General features: G+C 39.1%; 24 protein-coding genes. 9 read left to right on the top strand and 15 right to left on the bottom strand.

Features of this window, described 5'->3' with window-relative positions:
* Positions 1 to 43 precede the first annotated feature (43 nt).
* The 5 genes from GQR53_RS06310 to fur all read left to right on the top strand — a co-directional run bounded on the left by GQR53_RS06310 (position 44) and on the right by fur (position 2,581).
* Positions 44 to 811, top strand: a complete 768-nt coding sequence (locus tag GQR53_RS06310) for an alpha/beta fold hydrolase (RefSeq protein WP_138489112.1) — start codon at positions 44 to 46, stop codon at positions 809 to 811.
* A 95-nt stretch (positions 812 to 906) separates the two neighbouring features.
* Complete coding sequence (locus GQR53_RS06305; protein ID WP_002962930.1) at positions 907 to 1,128, top strand: DUF2788 domain-containing protein; 222 nt, start codon at positions 907 to 909, stop codon at positions 1,126 to 1,128.
* A gap of 2 nt (positions 1,129 to 1,130) precedes the next feature.
* Positions 1,131 to 1,409: a LexA regulated protein gene (gene ybfE / locus GQR53_RS06300; RefSeq protein WP_002962928.1), complete on the top strand. Its 279-nt coding sequence runs from the start codon at positions 1,131 to 1,133 to the stop codon at positions 1,407 to 1,409.
* A 14-nt stretch (positions 1,410 to 1,423) separates the two neighbouring features.
* On the top strand, positions 1,424 to 1,951 hold the full coding sequence (gene fldA, locus GQR53_RS06295; RefSeq protein WP_007586856.1) for a flavodoxin FldA: 528 nt from the start codon (positions 1,424 to 1,426) through the stop codon (positions 1,949 to 1,951).
* 186 nt (positions 1,952 to 2,137) lie between these two features.
* Positions 2,138 to 2,581 carry a ferric iron uptake transcriptional regulator gene (fur, locus tag GQR53_RS06290; RefSeq protein WP_002962922.1) on the top strand — a complete coding sequence of 148 codons (444 nt, stop codon included), beginning with the start codon at positions 2,138 to 2,140 and terminating at the stop codon, positions 2,579 to 2,581.
* 308 nt (positions 2,582 to 2,889) lie between these two features.
* Here the strand turns inward: fur and glnS are convergent, their stop codons facing one another.
* On the bottom strand, positions 2,890 to 4,548 hold the full coding sequence (gene glnS / locus GQR53_RS06285; protein WP_024596870.1) for a glutamine--tRNA ligase: 1,659 nt from the start codon (positions 4,546 to 4,548) through the stop codon (positions 2,890 to 2,892).
* 218 nt (positions 4,549 to 4,766) lie between these two features.
* Here glnS and GQR53_RS06280 point away from each other — a divergent pair, with 218 nt between their 5' ends.
* Positions 4,767 to 5,837 (top strand): DUF3083 family protein, encoded by a 1,071-nt coding sequence (locus tag GQR53_RS06280; protein ID WP_165743210.1) that lies wholly within the window; start codon positions 4,767 to 4,769, stop codon positions 5,835 to 5,837.
* Between the two features lie 58 nt (positions 5,838 to 5,895).
* On the opposite strand, the gene sucD is transcribed toward GQR53_RS06280, so the two are convergent.
* The 8 genes from sucD to sdhC form a co-directional block, all read right to left on the bottom strand.
* On the bottom strand, positions 5,896 to 6,768 hold the full coding sequence (gene sucD / locus GQR53_RS06275; RefSeq protein WP_002961811.1) for a succinate--CoA ligase subunit alpha: 873 nt from the start codon (positions 6,766 to 6,768) through the stop codon (positions 5,896 to 5,898).
* Entirely contained in the window at positions 6,768 to 7,934 is a 1,167-nt protein-coding gene (sucC, locus tag GQR53_RS06270) for an ADP-forming succinate--CoA ligase subunit beta (protein WP_002961809.1), read from the bottom strand. Before sucC ends, sucD begins: the two co-directional genes overlap by 1 nt.
* 177 nt (positions 7,935 to 8,111) lie before the next feature.
* Complete coding sequence (gene odhB, locus GQR53_RS06265; protein ID WP_039487977.1) at positions 8,112 to 9,629, bottom strand: 2-oxoglutarate dehydrogenase complex dihydrolipoyllysine-residue succinyltransferase; 1,518 nt, start codon at positions 9,627 to 9,629, stop codon at positions 8,112 to 8,114.
* Positions 9,630 to 9,632: 3 nt separating this feature from the next.
* Complete coding sequence (gene sucA / locus GQR53_RS06260; protein ID WP_033021680.1) at positions 9,633 to 12,452, bottom strand: 2-oxoglutarate dehydrogenase E1 component; 2,820 nt, start codon at positions 12,450 to 12,452, stop codon at positions 9,633 to 9,635.
* A gap of 91 nt (positions 12,453 to 12,543) precedes the next feature.
* A complete protein-coding gene (locus GQR53_RS06255; protein ID WP_002961804.1) occupies positions 12,544 to 13,260 on the bottom strand; it encodes a succinate dehydrogenase iron-sulfur subunit in 717 nt (238 codons plus the stop codon).
* Between the two features lie 10 nt (positions 13,261 to 13,270).
* Positions 13,271 to 15,043: a succinate dehydrogenase flavoprotein subunit gene (gene sdhA / locus GQR53_RS06250; RefSeq protein ID WP_002961801.1), complete on the bottom strand. Its 1,773-nt coding sequence runs from the start codon at positions 15,041 to 15,043 to the stop codon at positions 13,271 to 13,273.
* The gene (gene sdhD / locus GQR53_RS06245) at positions 15,044 to 15,391 is read right to left on the bottom strand and encodes a succinate dehydrogenase, hydrophobic membrane anchor protein (protein ID WP_002961798.1); all 348 of its coding nucleotides are present in this window, start codon (positions 15,389 to 15,391) and stop codon (positions 15,044 to 15,046) included.
* On the bottom strand, positions 15,382 to 15,759 hold the full coding sequence (gene sdhC / locus GQR53_RS06240) for a succinate dehydrogenase, cytochrome b556 subunit (RefSeq protein WP_122975019.1): 378 nt from the start codon (positions 15,757 to 15,759) through the stop codon (positions 15,382 to 15,384). Before sdhC ends, sdhD begins: the two co-directional genes overlap by 10 nt.
* 420 nt (positions 15,760 to 16,179) lie before the next feature.
* Between sdhC and GQR53_RS06235 the strand changes: the two genes are divergently transcribed.
* From GQR53_RS06235 to GQR53_RS06225, 3 genes are all read left to right on the top strand, one after another.
* Complete coding sequence (locus GQR53_RS06235; protein WP_165743208.1) at positions 16,180 to 17,466, top strand: citrate synthase; 1,287 nt, start codon at positions 16,180 to 16,182, stop codon at positions 17,464 to 17,466.
* A gap of 115 nt (positions 17,467 to 17,581) precedes the next feature.
* Positions 17,582 to 18,808 carry a SufS family cysteine desulfurase gene (locus GQR53_RS06230; RefSeq protein WP_165743206.1) on the top strand — a complete coding sequence of 409 codons (1,227 nt, stop codon included), beginning with the start codon at positions 17,582 to 17,584 and terminating at the stop codon, positions 18,806 to 18,808.
* 33 nt (positions 18,809 to 18,841) lie between these two features.
* Positions 18,842 to 19,258 (top strand): SufE family protein, encoded by a 417-nt coding sequence (locus GQR53_RS06225; RefSeq protein ID WP_165743205.1) that lies wholly within the window; start codon positions 18,842 to 18,844, stop codon positions 19,256 to 19,258.
* Positions 19,259 to 19,324: 66 nt separating this feature from the next.
* On the opposite strand, the gene tcdA is transcribed toward GQR53_RS06225, so the two are convergent.
* From tcdA to msbA, 6 genes are read right to left on the bottom strand one after another with little or no spacing between them, the layout of a single operon-like run.
* Positions 19,325 to 20,122 (bottom strand): tRNA cyclic N6-threonylcarbamoyladenosine(37) synthase TcdA, encoded by a 798-nt coding sequence (tcdA, locus tag GQR53_RS06220; RefSeq protein ID WP_154903051.1) that lies wholly within the window; start codon positions 20,120 to 20,122, stop codon positions 19,325 to 19,327.
* Complete coding sequence (locus GQR53_RS06215; RefSeq protein WP_165743203.1) at positions 20,123 to 20,803, bottom strand: TIGR01621 family pseudouridine synthase; 681 nt, start codon at positions 20,801 to 20,803, stop codon at positions 20,123 to 20,125.
* Positions 20,800 to 21,561: a 3-deoxy-manno-octulosonate cytidylyltransferase gene (gene kdsB, locus GQR53_RS06210; RefSeq protein ID WP_165743201.1), complete on the bottom strand. Its 762-nt coding sequence runs from the start codon at positions 21,559 to 21,561 to the stop codon at positions 20,800 to 20,802. Before kdsB ends, GQR53_RS06215 begins: the two co-directional genes overlap by 4 nt.
* A complete protein-coding gene (locus tag GQR53_RS06205) occupies positions 21,549 to 21,746 on the bottom strand; it encodes a Trm112 family protein (RefSeq protein WP_002961789.1) in 198 nt (65 codons plus the stop codon). The genes kdsB and GQR53_RS06205 overlap by 13 nt, the downstream gene beginning before the upstream one ends.
* The gene (gene lpxK / locus GQR53_RS06200) at positions 21,736 to 22,716 is read right to left on the bottom strand and encodes a tetraacyldisaccharide 4'-kinase (protein WP_165743199.1); all 981 of its coding nucleotides are present in this window, start codon (positions 22,714 to 22,716) and stop codon (positions 21,736 to 21,738) included. Before lpxK ends, GQR53_RS06205 begins: the two co-directional genes overlap by 11 nt.
* Positions 22,713 to 24,458, bottom strand: coding sequence for a lipid A export permease/ATP-binding protein MsbA (gene msbA, locus GQR53_RS06195; RefSeq protein ID WP_149602576.1), 1,746 nt, complete (start codon positions 24,456 to 24,458; stop codon positions 22,713 to 22,715). Before msbA ends, lpxK begins: the two co-directional genes overlap by 4 nt.
* Positions 24,459 to 24,477 lie beyond the last annotated feature (19 nt).

Below are 24,477 nucleotides of genomic sequence, written 5' to 3'. Positions count from 1 at the left end.
AGCAATGCTCGGCAAACTATGGCGAAATTTTCAGGAGGCGTGTATGCAGTTAAATTACAAGCAACAAGGGCAAGGCCCTAATGTTATCTTGATCCACGGACTTTTTGGATCATTAGAAAACCTAAATGTAATCGCAAAACCATTAAGTGAACACTTTAATGTTATTAACGTTGATTTACGCAACCACGGGCTTTCTCCTCATAGTGATGAAATGAACTACCCTGCAATGGCTCAAGATATTGTCGAGTTATTAGCACATTTAAACATAGATAAAGCTCATTTAGTTGGACATTCTATGGGTGGGAAAGTCGCAATGGAATTAGCACTAACACACCCTGAACTGGTAAATAAATTGGTTGTACTTGATATCGCACCTGTTAGTTACCCTGCTCGCCACACAAAAATATTACAAGCATTAAAAGCAGTTTCAACGCAGTCAATAGATGATAGAAAGCAAGCTGATGCAATTATGCAGCCTTTTATCGAAGAGCTTGGAGTTCGACAATTTTTACTTAAAAGCCTCGCTAAAAATGAAGAAGGTCATTTTGCATGGCGATTTAACCTAAATGTGCTTGATGAAAAATATTCGACAATCACATCCAATGTTAATGAAAACAATTCTTGTTTATGCGATACTCTTTTCATTAAAGGTAATGATTCTGACTATATATTGCCCGAGCATCGTACTGCAATTACAGCACGCTTTAAAAACACCAAGGCTAAAATTATTCATGGCGCAGGTCATTGGCTTCATGCTCAAAAGCCTCTTGCTGTTAATAAAGCGATAAATGACTTTTTAACTGCGGTTTAAAGCAATTTTAATCGCGTGTTTTTGATTCAGCGCACTAAATATATGAATATTTATATGCTATAGTACGCGCCGTTTAATTTAAAGGTTATACGTTGATGGTCAGTCAGTTAATTAACGAATTTGATACCCTAGGGTTGTATTTTGGCTTAGCCGGTATTTTCATATTCATCGGCATGGCAATTAAAGACGTACTAAAAAGTGGCAATGTACCAAAGTTCGGACAATACATTGTTTGGGGCGTGCTCTTTTTAGGTTGTTCAGGCTTTATTGCTAAAGGGCTTATTCAAGTATTTTGGCAAGGCGCAGGTGTAGGTTAAGCATGGCGAAGTCAGAAACAGATAGAACTACACTCGATTTATTTGAATACGAAAAACGCCCAGGCAGACCTAAAACCAATCCCCTTTCTCGGGATATGCAGTTAAAGGTAAATAAACGTAATCAAATAAAAAGAGATAAAGCACGTGGTTTAAAGCGTGTTGAATTTAAAGTTTCATCGCAGTTATATCAAGCATTGAGTGATATGGCAGATGCACAAAATATTAGCCGCAGTGCGCTGATTGAAACGATTTTACAAGAAAGATTGGCTATTGATACATAAAAGGTTTTAAATCCATGGCAAGTGTAGGCATTTTTTTCGGAAGTGACACAGGTAACACAGAACACGTAGCAAAAATGATCCAAAAAGAATTGGGTAAAAAGCTAGTGGCTGTTCATGATATTGCAAAAAGCTCCAAAGAAGAGATTGCTGAATTTGATTTAATCTTATTCGGTATCCCTACTTGGTACTACGGTGAAGCTCAATGTGACTGGGATGACTTTTTCCCAGAACTTGAGGAAGTAGACTTTGAAGGTAAACTTGTTGCTATTTTTGGTTGTGGTGACCAAGAAGATTACGCTGAGTACTTTTTAGATGCAATGGGCATGATCAACGATATTGTTACTGAACGTGGCGCTATTGTTGTGGGCCATTGGCCAAGTGAAAGCTATGACTTTGAAGCGTCTAAAGGAATGGCTGATGATAAGCACTTTGTAGGTTTGGGTATCGACGAAGACCGTCAACCAGAGCTTACAGAACAACGTGTTAAAGCATGGTCTGCTCAAGTATATGAAGAAATGTGTTTAAGTGAATTAGCTGACTAATTTACTGCATATATCGCTAGCTGTTTAAATAATTATCAAACAGTTAGCGTTTTAAGCTTTAGAGGCAATATAAATCAATTGTTCTTTGCACTTAACGCTTAGGCACGTTATCCTGTTTGTTGCTAATGTGTCGTGTACATCTTTGCAAGATGTCTAGTATAACCAAATAAAATTGAGACAGATTTAATGACTGATCATAACTTGGAACTTAAAAAAGCCGGTTTAAAAGTAACTTTACCGCGTATTAAAATATTAGAGATTTTACAATCTCCAGATAACCAACACATCAGTGCTGAAGATGTTTACAAAATTCTTTTGGATCTAGGTGAAGAAATTGGTCTTGCAACTGTATACCGCGTACTTAACCAATTTGATGATGCGGGTATTGTAAGCCGTCATCACTTTGAAGGCGGAAAATCAGTATTTGAACTTTCTGGAAGCACTCACCACGATCATTTAGTATGTTTGAAATGTGGCAAAGTAGTAGAGTTTGAAGATGACATGATTGAGCGTCGTCAACTAGAAATTGCTGAAGAAAATGGTATTACTCTTACAAACCATTCTTTGTATTTATACGGTGAGTGTAATGATAAAGCAGCGTGTAAAGAATTTAGCGACGCTAACAGCTAATATCGCTTTTAAAAGCAATAAAAAAACCTGCTAAGTGCAGGTTTTTTTGTGCCTAAAAGACAATAGTAATAAATATACCCAGTAAATCCTGGGGATACTAAACCTGAACTCTGGTTAAGAGATTTACCAACGTATTGAATCATGGTGATATACAAATTTATTTTCTCTAGCCAGAGATTTTAAGTGAAAACAAGGCGAATTCACGCGTCAATAGCTGGCCTATTGCAAGTAAATTCAACGCAGTTAGCGCTGAAAATAGCTGCTCGAGATAGATTTATTATCCAGAGTTCAGGTTTTTTAGATATTACTTATTGAGTTTTAGACCATGAATCGCGAAGACCCACGGTTTGATTAAATACAACGTTCTCTGATTTAGAATCACGAGAGAAATAACCTGTACGCTCAAACTGAAAGCCCTGCTCTGCTTGTGAATTAGCAAGCGATGGTTCTAATTTAGCATTAGGTAAAACAACCAGTGACTCCGGGTTTAGCGTAGTTTCAAATTCCTCTGCAGCTGCTGGATTTGGTACGCTAAACAAGCGGTCGTATAAACGAACTTCTGCACTAATAGACTCTGGTGCTGAAACCCAATGAATAACACCTTTTACTTTACGACCATCACTTGGGTTTTTACCAAGTGTTTCGCTGTCGTAAGTACAGAAGATAGTTGTGATTTCGCCATTTTCGTCTTTTTCAACACGCTGCGCTTTAATAACATAAGCACCACGTAAGCGTACTTCTTTATCAAGTACTAAACGTTTGAATTTGTTATTCGCTTCTTCTTTAAAGTCTTCTCGTTCAATATAGATTTCACGAGTAAATGGAACATCACGACGCCCCATTTCTTCTTTATTTGGGTGATTAGCCACTGATAAAGTTTCAACTTTATCTGCATCGTAGTTTTCAATAACGATTTTAACAGGATCGAGTACAGCCATTGCACGTGGTGCATTTTCGTTTAAGTCTTCACGGATACAGGCTTCAAGCATGCCCATTTCAACCATATTCTCTTGTTTTGTTACACCAATACGCAAACAAAATTCACGAATTGAACCTGGTGTATAACCACGACGACGTAAACCTGCAATAGTAGGCATACGAGGGTCATCCCACCCTTCTACATAGTTATTTACTACTAAATCATTTAGCTTACGCTTTGACATAATAGTGTATTCAAGATTTAAGCGCGAAAACTCAATTTGCTGTGGGTGACACTCTAAACTAATGTTATCAAGTACCCAGTCGTATAAACGACGGTTATCTTGAAACTCTAATGTACATAATGAATGTGTAATACCTTCAAGCGCATCAGAAATACAGTGAGTGAAGTCATACATTGGGTAAATGCACCACTTGTCTGCTGTTTGGTGATGATGAGCAAAACGTACACGGTAAATAATTGGATCGCGAAGCACCATAAATGAGCTTGCCATATCAATTTTAGCACGCAGTACACATTCACCTTCTTTGAATTCGCCAGCGCGCATTTTTTCAAATAACGCTAGGTTTTCTTCAACTGAAGTATCTCTATAAGGACTGTTTTTACCTGGCTCTTTTAATGTACCGCGGTACTGTCGTGCTTCGTCTGCAGTTAAAAAACAAACGTACGCTAAGCCTTTTTCAATAAGCTCTACTGCGTAACCATATAAAGTATCAAAATAGTTAGAAGAATACTTTATGTCGCCATCCCAATTAAAGCCTAACCACTGTACATCCTCTTTAATAGAGTTAACGTAGTTAATGTCTTCTTTTTCAGGGTTTGTATCGTCAAAACGTAGGTTACATAAACCGTTGTAGTCTTTTGCGATACCAAAATTCAAACAAATTGATTTGGCATGGCCAATATGTAAAAAACCATTTGGCTCAGGTGGAAAACGTGTATGCGTTGTCGCATGTTTGCCACTTGCTAAGTCTTCATCAATTCGGGTTCTAATAAAGTTACTTGGGCGATTCTCAATTTCCGCCATAGGAGTGTGATCCTCTAAATATTACGTAATAACAAAACTAATGCATTATTACAAAAACATACAATAACATACAGCAATAGATTAAGGTTTATTTTAGATATTGATTAACTTTAATCCACTTGTTCAATTGTTTATGAATAAAATTTGTTTTAACGCAACATTTAGGTCATCAAAGCCAATTATAGTAGCTAAATAACCTACTTTATAAGGATTCTAAGATGGCGACACTTAATCAACACCGTGTATATATTCCAACTAATGCACGCGCTAACCACTATTTATTGGCTGAAATAATACCTAATGAAGCATTTTATAATAGCTTTAGCACTATAAACTGTTGCTATGAGCGTATTGCGCGTCAATTATTTGCATGTTGTGATGAGTATGAACTGCATAATGTACATTTATTAGCAAACGATAAACTACCGGTTGTACGCTTTCATGATGAGTCATATCAATTAGAAACCGACAAGCAGATGTTGTTTTTTTATAACCCTCGTTATCACGAGGCACATAAAATTTATTACTCACCAGATATAAAAAGCAAGAAAATACGTTTCTTGTTTTTAGCCACGGGTGAAGACTTACGTGCAAACTCAGCTTTGTTTCACAATAGAGTGCAAAAAGTATTAAACTTACTCCAAGAACAGTTATTTATAAATCAGCCCCAATTTAAACTTCGCGATCACCAACATCTAACTTACGATTTATTTGCTAAAGATAAGGGAAATAAAGAGAGTTATGGATATAAACTCAGAAGCCTCTACCCTCGTTATCAATCAAGGCAATGTAATATTCCTAGTGACTATGCTGAAATGACTTACGCAACATTTACCATTGCGATTTCTCGGGCCATCAAAACACAGTTTCAAACAATGGTGAACAATAACGATGTGGAAAAGTTTTATGATTACTTTGCAGATAGTTTTAAACGCGCATGTGAACAAAACAAACTAACACACGGTGCAATGGTAGCTAATGGCGCAATACCCATTGTCCGAAACAGTAAAATAGATAAAAATGAAGGTAATGCAGAGTTACAAAAGTTGAGTTTTGATGTTGAATCAAATGAAAATCAAATTAAGTATTTTTATGAAGCAACAAAATTAGTAGAAACACTACATTTTGTTATTGTCGCAACGCAGCAGGATAAACATGAAATTGGTTATGGCCGCTTTATGAACCAAGTAGAGAAAACAATTCATGCATTATGTAACGAGCTGGCTATAAATAAACAACGACAAGATTTGACTGTACGCTTTTTTCAGCATATTAGTTATCCGTTCTAAATTTACCTCAATAACAAAAAGGCCCGCATAAGCGGGCCTTTTCAGAGGAAACAAGCAATTACCAGCCTGTTTTCTCTTTAAGTGCTTTACCGATTTCAGCAAGTGAACGTACAGTTTTTACGCCCGCAGCTTCTAATGCAGCAAATTTCTCATCAGCAGTACCTTTACCGCCTGCGATGATTGCGCCAGCGTGACCCATACGCTTACCTTCTGGTGCAGTAACACCAGCAATGTAAGATACTACAGGTTTAGTTACGTTAGCTTTGATGTACTCTGCAGCTTCTTCTTCTGCAGTTCCACCAATTTCACCAATCATTACGATTGCTTCAGTTTGTGGATCTTTTTCGAACATTTCTAAAACGTCGATAAAGTTAGTACCTGGGATTGGATCACCACCAATACCAACACACGTAGACTGACCAAAACCAGCATCAGTAGTTTGCTTAACCGCTTCGTACGTTAAAGTACCAGAGCGAGAAACAATACCTACTTTACCAGGTTTGTGGATGTGACCAGGCATGATACCAATCTTAGTCTCACCAGGAGTAATAACACCTGGACAGTTAGGACCAATCATACGAGTACCTGTTTGATCTAGTTTAACTTTAACGTCAACCATATCAAGCGTAGGGATACCTTCAGTGATACAAACAATCAGCTCGATGCCAGCATCGATAGCTTCTAAGATTGCATCTTTACAGAAAGGAGCTGGTACGTAGATAACTGAAGCAGTTGCGCCAGTTTCTTGAACAGCATCACGAACTGTGTTGAATACAGGAAGACCAAGATGCGTTTGACCGCCTTTACCTGGGCTTACACCACCAACCATTTGTGTACCGTACTCAAGCGCTTGCTCTGAGTGGAAAGTACCTTGGCCACCAGTGAAACCTTGACAGATAACTTTTGTATCTTTATTGATTAATACAGACATTATTTGCCCTCCGCAGCAGCAACAACTTTCTCAGCAGCGTCTGTTAGTGATTCAGCAGCAATGATATCTAGACCTGAGTTCTTAAGAACTTCACGACCTAATTCAGCATTAGTACCTTCTAAACGTACAACTACAGGTACATTTACGCCAACTTCTTTAACTGCGCCAATGATACCTTCAGCAATCATGTCACAACGTACGATACCGCCAAAGATGTTTACTAAAACAGCTTTAACATTATCGTCAGAAAGGATGATTTTGAATGCTTCAGAAACACGTTCTTTAGTCGCGCCGCCGCCAACATCTAGGAAGTTAGCCGGTTTTCCGCCGTGTAGGTTTACGATGTCCATAGTACCCATTGCTAGGCCTGCACCGTTAACCATACAACCAACATTGCCATCTAGAGCAACGTAGTTAAGCTCGAAGCTTGCTGCGTGTGCTTCACGTGCATCTTCTTGAGATGGATCGTGGAACTCACGGATTTTAGGTTGACGGTAAAGTGCATTACCATCAATACCGATTTTTCCGTCAAGACAGTGAAGGTTACCTTCGTCTGTAATTACTAACGGGTTGATCTCAAGTAGTGCGAAATCAAAATCAGTAAACATGTTACCAAGACCCATAAAGATCTTAACAAACTGCTTCATTTGTACTGGGTTAAGACCCAATTTGAAGCCTAGTTCACGTGCTTGGTAAGCTTGAGGACCCACTAATGGATCAATTTCAGCTTTGTGGATAAGCTCTGGTGTTTCTTCTGCAACAGTTTCAATTTCAACGCCGCCTTCAGTAGACGCCATGAAAACTACTTTGCGAGATGCACGGTCAACTACTGCACCTAGGTACAATTCGTTAGCAATGTCAGTACAGCTTTCAACTAAAATTTTAGCTACTGGCTGACCTTTCTCGTCTGTTTGGTAAGTAACTAGGTTTTTACCCAACCAGTTAGCTGCAAACGCTTTTACTTCGTCGATAGTTTTTACTAGCTTTACACCGCCAGCTTTACCACGTCCACCTGCGTGAACCTGAGTTTTAACAACCCACATATCACCGCCGATTTTTTCAGCAGCTGCTGCAGCTTCTTCAGGTGTATCGCAAGCGAAACCCTGAGAAACTGGTAAACCATATTCGGCAAAAAGTTGTTTTGCCTGATACTCATGCAAATTCATGATGCTTTATCCAATTTTTTATACTAAAAGAGCTGAATATTTTTTCAAATAAACAACTACCCCAAATTGCGCACCTAGTATAGATCCCAAGGCTTAACATGAAAACCCCAGTAAGACCAAAGGCGCAAAAAAAAAGCTGTGAATGTTCATTCACAGCTTACATTTCATACAACTAGATTAAACATCTAGCAATAAGCGAGTTGGATCTTCAAGTAACTCTTTAATAGTCACTAAGAAACCAACTGATTCTTTACCATCAATGATACGGTGGTCATAAGAAAGAGCTAAATACATCATAGGAAGTATTTCTACTTTACCATTTACAGCCATCGGACGGTCTTGGATTTTATGCATACCCAAAATTGAAGACTGTGGCAAGTTAATGATAGGTGTAGATAGTAATGAACCAAATACGCCGCCATTAGTAATAGTGAAATTACCACCGGTCATATCTGCAAGCGTTAGCTTACCATCACGACCTTTAAGTGCTAATTCACGAATACCCTTTTCGATTTCAGCAACAGATAGTTTGTCACAATCTTTAAGTACTGGAGTAACTAGACCACGTGGAGTAGATACTGCAATGCTGATATCAAAATAGTTATGGTAAACAATATCGTCACCATCAATTGATGCATTAACATCTGGGAAGCGTTTAAGTGCTTCAGTTACCGCTTTCACGTAGAAAGACATGAAACCTAAACGAATGCCATGACGCTTTTCAAATACTTCTTGGTACTGCTTACGAAGGCTCATGATTGGTTCCATGTTCACTTCGTTGAATGTTGTTAACATTGCAGTTGAATTTTTAGCTTCAAGAAGACGTGTAGCAATCGTTTTACGCAGGCGAGTCATAGGAACACGTTTTTGAGTACGATCGCCCATCGGTGCTGCAGGAGCAGAAGCTTCTGCTTTTTTAGCCGCTGGCGCTGGTGCTTTTAAGAAAGTATCAACGTCTTCTTTAGTTACGCGGCCATTTTTACCCGTGCCGTTAATTTTAGAAGCGTCTAAGCCTTTCTCAGCAATTAAACGACGAACTGATGGTGTTAACACATCTGAACTTTCGCTAGAATCTGCTGCTGGCGTTTCGTCTGCTTTTGCAGCTGGAGCCGCTGGTGCACCGCCTGCTTTAACCGAACCAATTACTTGCTCGCCTAGTACAGTATCGCCTTCGTTGTGAATGATATCACCCATGATGCCATCTTCTTGAGCTACTACTTCAAGAACAACTTTATCTGTTTCAATATCTACCAAGTTTTGGTCGCGTGTTACTGCGTCACCTGGTTGTACATGCCATGTAGCAATTGTTGCGTCTGCAACTGATTCTGGAAGTACAGGTACTTTAATGTCCACTTCTTTACCTTCTGATGCTGGTGCTGATTGCGCCGCTGGCGCGTCTTCTGATTTAGCTGGTGCTGATTCTTCTTTAGATGAACCTTCACTTGCTGGCGCTGCATCAGCATCACCAAGTAAACCCATAACTTGATCGCCAAGTACGGTTGCACCTTCTTCTTGTGATATTTCTGTAATTACACCGTCATGCTGTGCAACAACTTCTAAAACCACTTTATCTGTTTCAATGTCTACTAAGTTTTGATCGCGAGTTACTTTGTCGCCAACACTTACATGCCATGTAGCAACGGTAGCATCTGCAACCGACTCAGGAAGAACAGGAACTTTAATTTCTGTGCTCATTGCTTATCCTTTATTTTCTATAGTAAGCGCGTCGGCAACGAGCGCTTGTTGTTCTTTAGTATGTACTGACATGTAACCACACGCTGGTGATGCAGACGCTTTACGTCCTGCATATTTTAATTTAGCACCTTGTGGGATTGCATCAATAAAGTGATGTTGTGAACAGTACCATGCACCTTGGTTTTGTGGCTCTTCTTGACACCATACAAAATCAGTTACGTGTTGGTAACGCTCCATAATTGTTTGCATTTCGTCATGTGGGAACGGATATAACTGCTCAACACGAACTATAGCAATATTATCTTGCTCAAGCTTACGACGCTCTTGTAATAGTTCGTAATAAACTTTACCACTACAAAATACAACGCGTTCAACTTTCTCAGGGTTAATATCATCAACTTCGTCGATCATATTATGGAAAACACCATGCGATAGCTCTTCAAGCGATGAAGTTGCAAGAGGATGACGAAGCAACGACTTAGGCGTCATAACAATCAACGGACGACGTAGTGGTCGAACTGATTGACGACGAAGCATAGCGTAAACTTGTGCAGGAGTAGATGGAACACATACTTGCATGTTGTGATCAGCACATAGTTGTAGGAAACGCTCTAAGCGAGCTGAACTATGTTCTGGACCTTGTCCTTCGTAGCCATGTGGTAACAAAATTGTAAGACCACATAAACGGCCCCATTTTTGCTCACCAGAACTTAGGAATTGGTCAAATACAACCTGTGCACCGTTGGCGAAATCACCAAACTGTGCTTCCCAAAGCACTAATGAAGTAGGCTCTGCAGTTGCATAACCGTATTCAAAAGCAACAACTGCTTCTTCAGATAAAACAGAGTCAAATACTTCAAAAGTACCTTGATCTTCGCTTAAGTGCTGTAGAGGTGTATAAGTAGCGCCGTCTGATTGACTATGAACAACAGCATGACGATGGAAGAATGTGCCACGCCCTGAATCCTGACCAGTTAAACGAATGTCAGTGCCTTCAGTTGCGATTGTTGCATAAGCAAGTGTTTCTGCCATACCCCAATCTAGAGGTTTCTCACCAGAAGCCATTAATTTACGATCATCGTAAATCTTTTTAACGCGTGACTGTGCTTTATATTGCTCTGGGTAAGAAGCGATTTTCTCACCGAGTGCTTTGAGCTCTTCAACAGGTACGCTGGCATCGTAATCAACATCCCATTCATGGCCAACATACTTTGCCCAATCTGAAGAATGCGATGTCTCTGGTTGTATTTCTGAAACAACACAGTTGCCTTCGTCTAATGCATTACGGTACTCATCAGCAAGTGCTTTTATTTCTTGTTCAGAAAAAGAGCCTTCAGCTATAAGTTGGTCTGCGTATATTAAACGTGGAACTGGGTGCTTTTTAATTTTTTGGTACATAACAGGCTGAGTTGCATTAGGCTCATCAGCTTCATTGTGACCATGGCGACGGTAACATACTAAATCGATTACTACGTCACGTTTAAACTGGTTTCTGAAATCAAGTGCAATTTGAGTAACAAATGCAACTGCTTCAGGGTCATCAGAGTTAACATGGAAGATAGGTGACTGAACCATTTTAGCAATGTCAGTACAGTAATCTGTAGAGCGTACATCGTCTTGTTTAGATGTAGTAAAACCAACTTGGTTATTTACAACAATACGGATACTACCACCACAACTAAACGCGTTAGTTTGTGATAAGTTAAACGTTTCTTGTACAACACCTTGGCCTGTAACCGCAGAATCACCATGAATTGTAATTGGTAAAGCTTTAATACCAGAACTGTCACCTAAGCGGTCAAGACGAGCACGTACTGAGCCCATAACAACTGGGTTTACAATTTCAAGATGAGACGGGTTAAACGCAAGCGCCATATGAACATTGCCACCTTTAGTAGCAAAGTCAGATGAATAACCCATGTGGTATTTAACATCGCCAGAACTTAATGTTTCTTTATGTTTACCAGCAAACTCATCAAATAACTCTGATGGATTTTTACCAAGTACATTTACAAGAACATTTAAACGACCACGGTGAGCCATACCAATAACAGCTTCTTGTTGGCCGCTTTCACCAGCGCGGTGAATAAGCTCTTTTAACATTGGAACTAACGCATCGCCACCTTCAAGTGAGAAACGCTTAGCACCTGGGAACTTAGCCCCTAAATATTTTTCAAGTCCGTCAGCAGCAGTTAATCCTTTTAGGATACGCAGCTTTTCGTCTTTTTCGAATTTTGGCCTAGACTGGACAGATTCTAAGCGCTGTTGTAACCAACGCTTTTCCTCTGTTGATGTGATGTGCATATACTCAGCGCCAATTGAACCACAATATGTAGTTTTTAGTGCTTGGTATAGTTCACCTAAAGGCATAGTATCGCGGCCTACGGCAAACGATCCTACGTTAAACTCGCGGTCAAAATCACTTGAAGATAAGTCGTGGTACTCTAGCTCTAAATCTCGTACACGCTCTCGTTGCCAAATACCTAATGGATCTAGGTTTGCATTTTGGTGTCCACGAAAACGGAAAGCATTAATAAGTTGTAGAACTTTAACCTGTTTAAGGTCACCGCCACTACCCTCTGCTACCACTACTTCTCTATGCTTGTTTTTTGCAAGCTGTGCAAACTGCGTTCGAACTTCTGAATGTTTTACTTCAACATCCACACCATCAACTTTAGGTAATTGTTCGAACACTTCTCGCCATTCATCTGGCACAGAAGTCGCATCGTCTAAATACGCTTCATAAAGCTCTTCTACATAAGCAACGTTGCCGCCGTTTAAATGTGAAGATTCTAGCCATGCCTTCATCACACCTTCGTGCATTTATAAGCCCTTTTCTTTAGCGCAGAAATTAATAGTTATCATAACAAGATGGCTAATAATCTGTATTAGCCATCTTACGTTTACTAAGTAATCAAACCGCTCGGTTTAATAACATAGATTTGATTTGCCCAATTGCTTTAGTCGGGTTAAGACCCTTAGGACAAACGCTAACACAGTTCATGATACTGTGGCAACGGAACACACTGAACGCATCGTCTAAATCCGCTAAACGTTCTTCAGTTGCTGTATCTCGGCTATCAGCTAAGAAACGGTAAGCGTGAAGAAGGCCTGCTGGACCAATGAACTTGTCTGGATTCCACCAGAACGAAGGACACGATGTCGAACAACATGCACACAAAATACACTCATATAGCCCATCTAATTTATCACGTTCTTCAATAGATTGAAGACGCTCGCCTGCTGCAGGCTGATCATTAATTAAATAAGGTTTAACTTTTTCGTACTGAGTGTAGAACTGACTCATGTCAATAACAAGGTCACGAACCACAGGTAAGCCTGGTAACGGACGTACTACAATTTTACCTTTGCCATTTTTTTGTAGCGTAGATAAAGGAGTAATACATGCTAAACCATTTTTACCATTCATGTTAACACCATCAGATCCACACACACCTTCACGGCATGAACGACGAAAAGATAGTGTAGGATCTTGTTCTTTTAAAAGAATAAGTGCATCTAACACCATCATGTCGTGACCTTCCTCTGTTTGCAAGGTGTATTCTTGCATACGAGGAGCGTTGTCAACATCTGGATTATAACGATAAACTGAAAATTGTACTTGTGCCATCGTCTATCTCCTAGTAAACACGTGCTTTAGGTGGGAAAGCTTCACGCGTTTTAGGCGCATAGTTTACATCACGCTTACTCATTTCATCCGTTACAGGATTGAATACTGAGTGACATAACCAGTTTTCGTCATCACGATCTGGGTAGTCAAAGCGAGAATGTGCACCACGGCTTTCTGTACGGAAGTTTGCAGCTACTGCAGTTGAGTAAGCTGTTTCCATTAAGTTATCTAGTTCAAGACATTCGATACGCTGCGTATTGAAGTCTGATGATTTATCATCAAGACGAGCATGTTGCAGACGTTCACGAATTTCTTTAAGTTCTTGAAGACCTGAAGCCATTGAATCGCCTTCACGGAATACCGAGAAGTTAAGCTGCATACATTGCTGTAGGTCTTTTTTGATTTGAACTGGATCTTCACCTTGGCCAGCCGTTGAATTTTCCCAACGGTTGTAACGTGCAAGAGACGCTTCTAAATCTGACTCTGAAGCCGCTTTTGATACTTCAACATCTTTAAGGTATTTACCTAAGAAGTTACCAGCAGCACGGCCAAATACAACTAAATCTAGTAATGAGTTACCACCAAGGCGGTTTGCACCGTGTACAGATACACATGCAATCTCACCAACAGCAAATAAACCTTCAACTACTTTTTCGTTGCCTTGAGCATCGATTTGTAGTGCTTGTCCATTTACGTTAGTAGGAACACCACCCATCATGTAATGACAAGTAGGAATTACTGGAATTGGCTCTTTAGCTGGATCAACGTGAGCGAAAGTTTTAGCTAGGTCACATACGCCAGGAAGACGTAGGTTAAGCGTTTCTTCACCTAAATGGTCAAGTTTCAGCTTGATATGAGGACCCCAAGGACCATCACAACCACGACCTTCACGGATTTCAGTCATCATTGAACGCGCAACAACATCGCGAGACGCTAAGTCTTTTGCGTTTGGTGCGTAACGTTCCATGAAGCGCTCGCCATCTTTATTTAAAAGATAACCGCCTTCACCACGACAACCTTCAGTTACTAGCGTACCAGCACCTGCAATACCCGTTGGGTGGAACTGCCACATTTCCATGTCTTGCATAGAAATACCAGCGCGTGTTGCCATACCAACACCGTCACCGGTGTTAATGTGAGCATTTGTTGTTGATGCGAATATGCGACCTGCACCACCAGTGGCTAATACAACTGCTTTAGATTTGAAGAAAGTGATTTCACCTGTTTCAATCTCAATTGCTGTACACCCTACTACATCGCCATTGTCGTTTTTAACTAAGTCAAGTGCATACCACTCAGAGAATACATTTGTTTTGTTTTTAACGTTTTGTTGATATAGAAGATGAAGTAAAGCATGACCAGTACGGTCAGCTGCAGCAGCAGTACGTGCGGCTTGTTCACCACCAAAGTTTTTCGATTGACCACCGAAAGGACGTTGGTAAACACGGCCATTTTCAAAACGAGAAAATGGTAGTCCCATGTTTTCTAATTCAGTAATAGCTTCTGGGCCAGTTTGACACATGTATTCAATAGCGTCTTGGTCGCCGATAAAATCGGAACCCTTAACGGTATCGTACATATGCCATTCCCAGTTGTCTTCGTGTGAATTACCAAGAGCTACTGTAATACCACCTTGAGCAGATACAGTGTGTGAGCGCGTTGGAAATACTTTAGATATTAATGCACACGTTTTGCCAGATTCTGTAATTGCTAAAGCAGCGCGCATACCAGCACCACCTGCACCAATTACTACGGCGTCAAATTCACGAACAGAATATTTCACTTAAACACCCCATAATACAATTAGACCAATAGCTACGTAAGCAACGGCCATTAGGTTTAAAACAAAACCTAAAACAGCACGCAACTTCGAACACTTAACATAGTCTGTAAGAACTTGCCAAAGGCCAATGCGGGTATGAACCATAATGCAAATAAGGGTAATTAAAGTAAACCCTTTCATTGCTAGGTTAGAGAAGAGGCCTGTCCAGGCTTCGAAAGTGACTTCTGGCGTCGCTAAAAAATAGCCGATAATAAAAATCGCGTACGCGCTGATTATTAATGCCGTGGTACGTAAAGATACGAAATCTTGTACACCATCACGTTTTAGAGTTGCTTGATTTAAAACCATATCCACACCCCTGCCAATACGGCAAACACAACACCAAGAGCCATTGATACTTTAGCGCTGAGATTACCTGATTCAAGTTCTTCCCAATGTCCCATATCCATAATCATATGACGGATGCCACCAATAAGGTGATAACCTAATACAGAAACAGTGCCCCAAGCTATAAATTTGGCAATGAATCCGTTAAACAGACCCTTGACGAATTCAAAACCTTCAGCTGAAGAGAGAGACTCAGACCAAGCCCAAATGACAAACGTTAAAGCAAAAAACAATGCAACACCGGTGACGCGGTGAAAAATTGAAGCTTTAGCCGTTGCCGGCATAGATATAGTTGTTAGATCTAGATTTACAGGTCTTTGCTTTTTCACAGTTACTTGCCCATCTTAGCTCACAGTGGAGCTCATCTACTTGTTTTTCTAAAAACCCACCAAATATTACTGATGGAACTATCAGAATAAACATATCAAAATAGTTAAAGTTCACAAAACAGTAAATTTTAAGCTGTTAAGAATATGTTTACCCAAATACAATACGGTTTAAAACCACCGTTAGTATATATACCCACAGGACTTTTTACAATTCTTGTTTATTTAGAGATGTTTGCGAATTAGCCAATAGTATTATATTTAATTAATACCGAATATTTATTATACATATATGCATAATGTTTATAAAAATTGACTTTAACCCCCTCTTTCACGTTAAAATGCGAAGATGTGCTTAAAACAGATTTCAGAACTTTAAAATCTAAAAATCAGAATAGATATCTTAATAGGAGATACATAGCGATGGCAGATAAAAAAGCCACAGTCCATATTGATGGACTAGATCCAATCGAACTTCCAATTTATCAAGGCACTGCTGGCCAAGATGTAATCGACGTACGTACGTTAGGTTCACATGGTCACTTTACTTATGACCCAGGTTTCATGTCGACTGGTTCTTGTGAATCTGCAATCACCTATATTGATGGTGGTAAAGGTGTACTACTTCACCGTGGTTACCCAATTGAGCAATTAGCTGAAGATTCTAACTATATTGAGCTTTGCTACTTACTTTTAAATGGTGAGTTACCTTCTAAAGAACAATATGAAGTTTTTAAGAATGAAATCACTACAAGCACTATGCTTGACGAGAAAATTGCTAACTTTTTCCAAGGTTTCCGCTTTGACGCTCACCCAATGGCAATGCTTTGTGGCGTAGTGGGTGCATTATCATCTTTTTATCATGAAGACCTTGATATTACTGATGCAGAACAACGTAAAACAAGTGCAGTTAAGCTAGTTGCTAAGTTACCAACTATTGCTGCAATGGCTTATAAAACAAACATCGGCCAACCGTTTGTATACCCACGTAACGATTTAAGCTACGCAGAAAACTTCTTACACATGATGTTCTCTGTACCTGCTGAAGAATATAAAGTTAACCCTGTAACTGCTAAAGCTATGGATAAAATCTTTATGCTTCATGCAGATCATGAGCAAAATGCATCGACTTCAACAGTTCGTCTTGCTGGTTCATCAGGTGCTAACCCGTATGCATGTATTGCAGCTGGTATTGCTTCTTTATGGGGACCTGCTCACGGCGGCGCTAACGAAGCATGTTTAAACATGTTAGAAGAGATTGGCTCTGTGGATCGTATTGATGAATACGTTGCTAAAGCTAAAGACAAAGCTGACCCATTCCGCCTTATGGGCTTTGGTCACCGCGTTTACAAAAACTTCGACCCACGTGCTACAGTAATGCGTCAAACGTGTCATGAAGTTTTAGCTGAGCTTAATATCCAAGATCCACTTCTTGATATTGCTATGAAGCTTGAGCAAATTGCCCTTGAAGACCCGTACTTTGTAGAGAAGAAATTATACCCTAACGTAGATTTCTACTCTGGTATTATCTTAAAAGCGATTGGTATTCCAACAAGCATGTTCACTGTAATCTTTGCAATGGCACGTACTGTTGGTTGGATCACTCACTGGGATGAGATGCTATCTCAACCTGGTCATAAGATCAGCCGTCCTCGTCAACTTTATACTGGTTACACTCAACGTGACTACGTATCAACTGACAAGCGTTAATTAACGTTGGTTAGTTTAAAAAGGCCGCATTTTGCGGCCTTTTTTATTAACAACACTTGAGAATTATCATAAACCGATTACAATTCCTGCCTTAAAAACACTATGTAGATGAGCCATGCTTGCTTTAAAGTTTGATATAAATAAAATTAGAAACGACTTCCCAACATTAAATCAAACAATAAACGGCTGCCCGCTTGTTTATTTAGACTCAGCAGCAACCTCACAAAAGCCTCAATCAGTTATAGATACAATTACTGAGTTTTATACGTCTCAAAATGCTAATGTACACCGTGGACGCCATACACTTAGCGAGCAAGCAACTTATTCATATGAACAAGTACGGGATAAAACTGCAGAGTATTTCAATGTATTTAGTAAAGAGATTGTATGGACTAAAGGCGCTACAGAAGCCATTAACTTGGTCGCTAACGGATTAAAAAAGCGCTTAAATGAAAGTCATACCATAATGATATCTCCGCTTGAGCATCATGCAAACATAGTGCCTTGGCAAATAGTGAGTCAACAAACGGGTGCTAAATTAATAGCGCTTCCACTAAATAAAAATGGCACGCTGAACACCAAAGAATGCTGTAAATTTATAAAAGAAACAAAACCTGCCCTATTAGCTATTACACAAGCATCTAACACACTGGGTAATATAACCGATTTAAAACCACTAATTAGAGCTGCAAAAGACGTCAATTCTCTTGTTCTAGTGGATGGTGCACAAGGTGCACTGCATTTAAAACCCGATTTACGTGAATTAAACTGTGACTTTTATGTCTGCTCAAGCCATAAAATGCTCGGCCCAACAGGATTAGGTGTGCTTTATGGTCGATATGAGCAATTAAATACCCTTGATATTTACCAATCAGGTGGGGAAATGATCGATAAAGTGTACTTAACTCACAGTACTTATCGTCCTGCGCCTGCAAAATTTGAAACTGGAACACCAAATATCTCTGGAGTTTTAGGCTTTGGTGCCGCATTAGACTATTTAAATGAATTAGATCACGCAAAAATCCAGCAATATGAGCAAAAATTGTTTAGTTATGCCGCTCAAAAATTGGTAAAGGTTGATGGTATTACAATATATAGCAACCTATCAGACAATATTGGTACACTCTGCTTCAACTTAAATGATGAACATCCTTATGATTTGGCAACTTTACTTGACGGGTACGGGGTTGCAGTAAGGAGTGGACACCATTGTACACAGCCATTAATGACACATTTAGGGCTTAATGGAACGTTAAGAGCGAGTTTTTCTTTTTATAATACCTACAAAGATGTAGATATATTCATTGATTCACTTAAAAAATGTATCGCTTTACTGGACTAAACGTCACTTTAATAGAATTAATTAGGATAACTCATGACAAATACGTTTAACAAAGTCACAGAATCTATAAAAAATGCGCCCGCTTGGCAGCAAAAATATCGTGAGATAATGCTTTTAGGAAAAACTTTACCTGTTTTAGCTGATGTTTTGAAGACTGATGATGCACTTGTACCAGGCTGTGAAAGCAAAGTATGGATGTTTGTTGAATTTGATTTAACAGAAAATACACTTGTTGTAATAGGTGACTCTGATACTCGTATAGTAAAAGGATTATTAGCCATTATTTTAGCGCTTTACAATGGCCTCACACCAGAGCAAGTAGTGAATAAAAATGCGTATGAAGAATTTGAAAAGCTAGGCCTTATTAGCCACTTAAGCGCATCACGTGGTAATGGTATTAAAGCCATGGTTGAAAAAATTCAAACCATGGCACAACACAAGCTAAGTTAACCGAGGTCTGTTGATCTTTCAAGGTTAAATTGCAGCAGTCTGTTTGGTATTTAGGCTAGGCAGACCCTAGGCTTGTGAGCGTTGTTTTTTATCTAGGTATTTACGTACAGCTTTAGCAGCAACAAAAAAACCAAAGCTTCCTGTGATCATAGTCACAGAGCCAAAACCATTATTACAGTCCATATTCATCGTGCCATCAGCACTTTGCTTAGCATGACATACGCTGCCATCGCTTCCTGGGTAAACCAATTGCTCTGTTGAGTAAACACAATCAATATTAAACTTACGTTTAGGATTATTACTAAAATTATATTGCTTGCGCAAAATATAGCGCACCTTTGCAAGTAATGGGTCTTGCGTAGTTTTAGCTACATCACCAAAGGTTATTTGGCTAGGATCTGTTTGCCCGCCAGCACCACCAGTTGTAATTATAGGTAGTTTATTACGTTTACAGTGAGCAATTAACGCTGCTTTTTCTTTAACTGCATCAATACAATCAATTACATAATCAAAACCTTGAATATGCTCTTGAATATTATCAAGCGTAATAAAGTCATCTATTACATGAACTTGGCACTGTGGATTAATGAGCTCGCAGCGCGCTTTCATTGCATCGACTTTAGCTTGACCAATAGTGCCCGTTAACGCATGAATTTGCCTATTGACGTTAGTCGCGCAAATATCATCCAAATCTATAAGTGTTATTTTACCAACACCAGTACGTGCAAGTGCTTCTGCTGTCCAGCTTCCTACACCACCGATCCCTACTACACAAAAATGTGCTTCTTGAAGCCAATCAAACTGTTGATGACCATATAAACGTTTAATACCACCAAAACGTATATCTGTAACTTTTTCGCTCATTTACCAATCCAGTTGCCATGGCGATTGCCATGCTTGAAAATCTTGATGTTTAATTAACGCCAAATACTCATCACCATTATCGGGTAATAAAGTTAGCTGTATTTGTTCACTTTGCCAATAAAAGCTCAATGCATATGCATGTAAATAGGTACGATTTGATGGTGTACCTGAATACATTGCATCGCCTAAAATAGCTGCGCCCACACTTTTTAGTGCCACTCTTAATTGATGCGTCTTTCCTGAATAAGGTTTTAAAATATACCCTCTAAATCCTGGCTTATAACTCAGAGAATAGAATCGGGTGATTGCAGGGTTGAGTGTACTCGTTAGTAACTTAAATGAGCCACGGCGAGACTTAGCCATATCGCCTTTTATCCACCCTTGCTTCTTTTTAGGTTTAGCATCACTAATCGCTAAATAAAATTTAGCAATCGCATGCTCAGTAAACATAACAGTAAAGGCGGCTGCAGAGGCTTTGTTTCGCGCTAAAATAATCAGCCCTGATGTCACTTTATCTAAACGATGAACGGCATAAAGCTTTTGCGATAATTGTTGTTCGGCTAAAACAACAAAGCCGGGCCCCTCTTCAGAATGAAAATTAAGACCCGCTGGCTTTTCTAAAATATAAAAATCGTTATGTGTATAAACAACTTTTAATATCTTACTTACTTGCTCACTCACACGTTTTTACTTTTAATATGCGCTATTACTTTAGCTAAGTCATCAGGCGTATCTACACCTGCATGAGGGGCTATTTGAGCTTGTTCTATTTTAATTTTATAACCGTGATACAAAACACGTAACTGCTCAAGTGATTCAAGTAATTCTAGTGGTGATACACTCAGCTCTATATATTGTTTAATAAAACCCGCTCTGTACGCATAAATACCCACATGGCGTTGAAATGGCGCTAAATTAAGGGCAGTGCTATCATCCATCATCGTATTTCTATCAAACGGTATACTTGCACGAGAGAAATACAGGGCATTTTTATTTATATCGCTAACCACTTTAACGGCATTAGGATTAAATACTTCATCACGCTCTTCAATAGCAACACTTAACGTTGCCATTGGTGCTGTTGAATCACTTAATAGTGCAGCAACTTGAGATACGTTTTCTGGTGCAAGTAATGGCTCATCGCCTTGTACATTAACCACAATTGTATTGCTATCAAGTTTAAGAAAATCAACCACTTCAGCTAATCGTTCAGTACCCGACTGGTGATCTTCACGCGTCATTACTACATCATTAGTAAACATACTTACTGCATCAAATACTTTTTGATGATCGGTTGCTATAACTACTTTACTAGCACCTGATAAACATGCTTTTTCGTAAACGTGTTGAACCATTGGCTTGCCACAAATATCAGCAAGCGGTTTACCTGGTAGTCGGGTCGATGCAAAACGAGCAGGAATTACAACTACGAATTCCACTTTTCAACCTCTTCTAGAGATAGTTCTCGTGCTTCATTTTCAAGTAAAACTGGAATATCGTCTTGAACAGGATAAGCAAGCTTAGCTGCTGTGCTAATTAGTTCGTTGTTTTCTCTGTCAAAGCGTAATTTTCCCTTACAAACAGGGCACGCAATTATCTCGAGTAATTTTGTATCAAAGGCCATTGAGTATTCCTTTTTCTTTTAATATTGAATTTAATTTGTTTATTACGCTATCGGTAGGTTGTGCATCTACTGGTAAATAATACCAATTAGGCTTTGCAAAGGACTTACATTTAACGGCATCTTTTTCGGTCATTATAATGCAATCATCACCAAATTGGGCAAAATCATCTACTGTATAAGCATAATGATCTCTAAAATGATGAGTCGATAATAACGTAATATCTTGTGCTTCTAATGAGTTTTCAAACCGTTTAGGGTTCCCAATTGCACTTATTGCATGTGCTTCACTTACGTTACTTTTTGCATAATCGCTTGAATTAACCAAGCGAAGGTTACTTACTTGTAATGTGTAGCTATTATTAGCCTCACCACCATTTTCAATTACTATATCGACACTTTGCAAACGTTTAGTTGTTTCACGAAGTGGTCCTGCTGGCATAACAAAGCCATTACCAAAACGACGCTCACTATCAACAATACAACACTCAATGCTACGAGGCATTTTATAATGCTGCATTCCATCATCAGAAATAATAACATCGAGTGTATAATTATTTTCTAATAAATCGATATTGTGTTGTCTATTAGGCCCAACCGCTATTGGGCACTTTAAACGATGGTATAAAAGTACGGGCTCATCTCCAGCCTGCTGAGCATCTACAAGCTCAGTAACTAACAGCGGGTAATTTTCTGATTGCCCACCATATCCTCTACTAATAATTCCCACTGATAAACCTTGCTGAGTTAAATGACCATACAGCCACAAAACAAAAGGCGTTTTACCATTACCGCCAACACTTATATTGCCAACTACAATTACAGGCGTTTTACACTCAAAAGGTTTAAGTATTTTAGCGCTGTATAAGTATTTTCGAAATGACGAGACAACCCAAAACAAAGCACTTAATGGTAATAACAGTAAAGTAATTAGACCAAATGGTTTATACCAGCTTTGTTCTATTTTACTCACGCCTGATCACCAAACTGCATTTTGCAAAGGGCTGAATAAGTACCGTCATTTGCTAATAAGCTATTGTGATCGCCACTTTCTATTACACGACCATTATCAATAACATAGATTCGGTCACTGTTTTCGATAGTAGATAAGCGATGCGCAATAACAATTGAGGTTTTATCTTTCATTAGCGTTTCTAATGCTTGCTGAATAAGCTTTTCAGATTCGGTATCAAGTGCTGATGTAGCCTCGTCTAAAATCAAAATAGGTGCGTCTTTTAATATTGCACGTGCTATCGCTATACGCTGGCGTTGACCGCCGGAGAGCATTACGCCATTTTCACCTACCATGGTGTTTAATTGCTCTGGCAAGTCTTTAACAAACTCCCAAACGTGCGCTTGTTTAGCAACTTGCTCTAATTCTTCCTCAGACACATCATGCTTTATGCCATAACAAATATTGTTAGCAATCGTATCGTTAAATAACACGACTTGCTGAGACACTAAAGCAAATTGGCGACGTAAATCTGTTAATTTATAATCCTGCAGGGCTATACCATCAAGTAATATTTCACTCGGTAACTCTAGGTCATAGTAGCGTGGTAATAAATTAGAAATTGTTGATTTACCCGAGCCTGAGCGCCCTACTAAGGCAATACTTTCACCCGCTTTAATCGTTAGCGACAAATCGTTTAATACTGCTTCATCTTTTGTTGGGTACTTAAAGGTTACATTTTTAACTTCAATTAACCCTTTAACTTTATCGACTGAAACGGTGCCAGTATCTTTTTCCATTTCTTCATCTAAAACTAAAAATATACTTTGTGCAGCAGAGATACCACGCTGCATATCACTATTAACATTAGCGAGTTGTTTTAGCGGTCGCAATAGCATCATCATTGAGGCAATTAATGCCATGAAGTCACCAGAGGTAATCGTATCAATCATTGATGGAAGAGATACAGCCCATAAAATAACAGCCATAGCACTTGCTGCTAATATTTGAATAATTGATACACTTAAAGCTTTTGTCGCATCCATTTTAATGCGCTGCTGGCGGTTATGATTATTAATCTTTGAGAAATGGTTTATTTCTTGGTCTTGTCCGCCAAATCCATGAATAACTTTATGTCCGCTAAGCATTTGTTCAGAGCTACGTGTAACCTGCCCCATAGCTGATTGGATACTTTTAGAAATATGGCGAAAACGTTTCGATACAACTGCTACAATAATGGCAACGAGAGGGATGATGACTAGAAATATAAGTGAGAGCTTCCAACTGGTATAAAACATTACACCAAGTAAAAAGACAACAAAGGCCCCTTCACGTACAACAATAAGTAACGCTTTAGTAATTGCTTGTTGAACTTGCTCTGTGTCAAAAGTGATTTTTGAAATTAAATCGCCCGTTGAGTTTTTGTCATGAAAAGAAACGGGTAAATGCAATATGTGCTCAAATAACTCTTGGCGTAAAGAGCGTACAACTTGAGAGCCCACATAACTTAAACAGTACGAAGACATAAAGTTAAAAACACCACGCCCTAGTACTAACGCGATAACTACAAAAGGAGCGTACTTTAAAACTTCTGTATTTCGCTGGTTTAAACCTTGATCAATAAACGGCTTCATTAATTGAATGAATAAAGCATCCATTGCTGAATAGCCTATCATCCCAACAATTGCGATAAAAGCGACACTTTTGTATGCGCCAACATACGAGACAAGACGTTTATAAATTTGTGCAGTACTTTGATCCATAACACTCTCTAAATACAGT

Origin of the sequence: Pseudoalteromonas sp. Z9A6 (assembly GCF_011378805.1) — a bacterium.
Taxonomy (GTDB): domain Bacteria; phylum Pseudomonadota; class Gammaproteobacteria; order Enterobacterales; family Alteromonadaceae; genus Pseudoalteromonas; species Pseudoalteromonas distincta.
Note: the sequence above shows the minus strand (reverse complement) of the source record. Positions and strands in the feature narration are given on the sequence as shown.

Bases quoted from the DNA above. Each gene is read 5' to 3' on its own strand.
- glnS (WP_024596870.1), bottom strand. From the start codon at position 4,548: ATGGCGGAAATTGAGAATCGCCCAAGTAACTTTATTAGAACCCGAATT.
- fldA (WP_007586856.1), top strand. From the start codon at position 1,424: ATGGCAAGTGTAGGCATTTTTTTCGGAAGTGACACAGGTAACACAGAA.
- fur (WP_002962922.1), top strand. From the start codon at position 2,138: ATGACTGATCATAACTTGGAACTTAAAAAAGCCGGTTTAAAAGTAACT.
- GQR53_RS06310 (WP_138489112.1), top strand. From the start codon at position 44: ATGCAGTTAAATTACAAGCAACAAGGGCAAGGCCCTAATGTTATCTTG.
- sucA (WP_033021680.1), bottom strand. From the start codon at position 12,452: ATGCACGAAGGTGTGATGAAGGCATGGCTAGAATCTTCACATTTAAAC.
- ybfE (WP_002962928.1), top strand. From the start codon at position 1,131: ATGGCGAAGTCAGAAACAGATAGAACTACACTCGATTTATTTGAATAC.
- GQR53_RS06205 (WP_002961789.1), bottom strand. From the start codon at position 21,746: ATGGCCTTTGATACAAAATTACTCGAGATAATTGCGTGCCCTGTTTGT.
- GQR53_RS06230 (WP_165743206.1), top strand. From the start codon at position 17,582: ATGCTTGCTTTAAAGTTTGATATAAATAAAATTAGAAACGACTTCCCA.
- tcdA (WP_154903051.1), bottom strand. From the start codon at position 20,122: ATGAGCGAAAAAGTTACAGATATACGTTTTGGTGGTATTAAACGTTTA.
- GQR53_RS06280 (WP_165743210.1), top strand. From the start codon at position 4,767: ATGGCGACACTTAATCAACACCGTGTATATATTCCAACTAATGCACGC.
- GQR53_RS06235 (WP_165743208.1), top strand. From the start codon at position 16,180: ATGGCAGATAAAAAAGCCACAGTCCATATTGATGGACTAGATCCAATC.
- sdhD (WP_002961798.1), bottom strand. From the start codon at position 15,391: ATGGTTTTAAATCAAGCAACTCTAAAACGTGATGGTGTACAAGATTTC.
- msbA (WP_149602576.1), bottom strand. From the start codon at position 24,458: ATGGATCAAAGTACTGCACAAATTTATAAACGTCTTGTCTCGTATGTT.
- sucD (WP_002961811.1), bottom strand. From the start codon at position 6,768: ATGTCTGTATTAATCAATAAAGATACAAAAGTTATCTGTCAAGGTTTC.
- GQR53_RS06255 (WP_002961804.1), bottom strand. From the start codon at position 13,260: ATGGCACAAGTACAATTTTCAGTTTATCGTTATAATCCAGATGTTGAC.
- sucC (WP_002961809.1), bottom strand. From the start codon at position 7,934: ATGAATTTGCATGAGTATCAGGCAAAACAACTTTTTGCCGAATATGGT.
- odhB (WP_039487977.1), bottom strand. From the start codon at position 9,629: ATGAGCACAGAAATTAAAGTTCCTGTTCTTCCTGAGTCGGTTGCAGAT.
- GQR53_RS06225 (WP_165743205.1), top strand. From the start codon at position 18,842: ATGACAAATACGTTTAACAAAGTCACAGAATCTATAAAAAATGCGCCC.
- GQR53_RS06305 (WP_002962930.1), top strand. From the start codon at position 907: ATGGTCAGTCAGTTAATTAACGAATTTGATACCCTAGGGTTGTATTTT.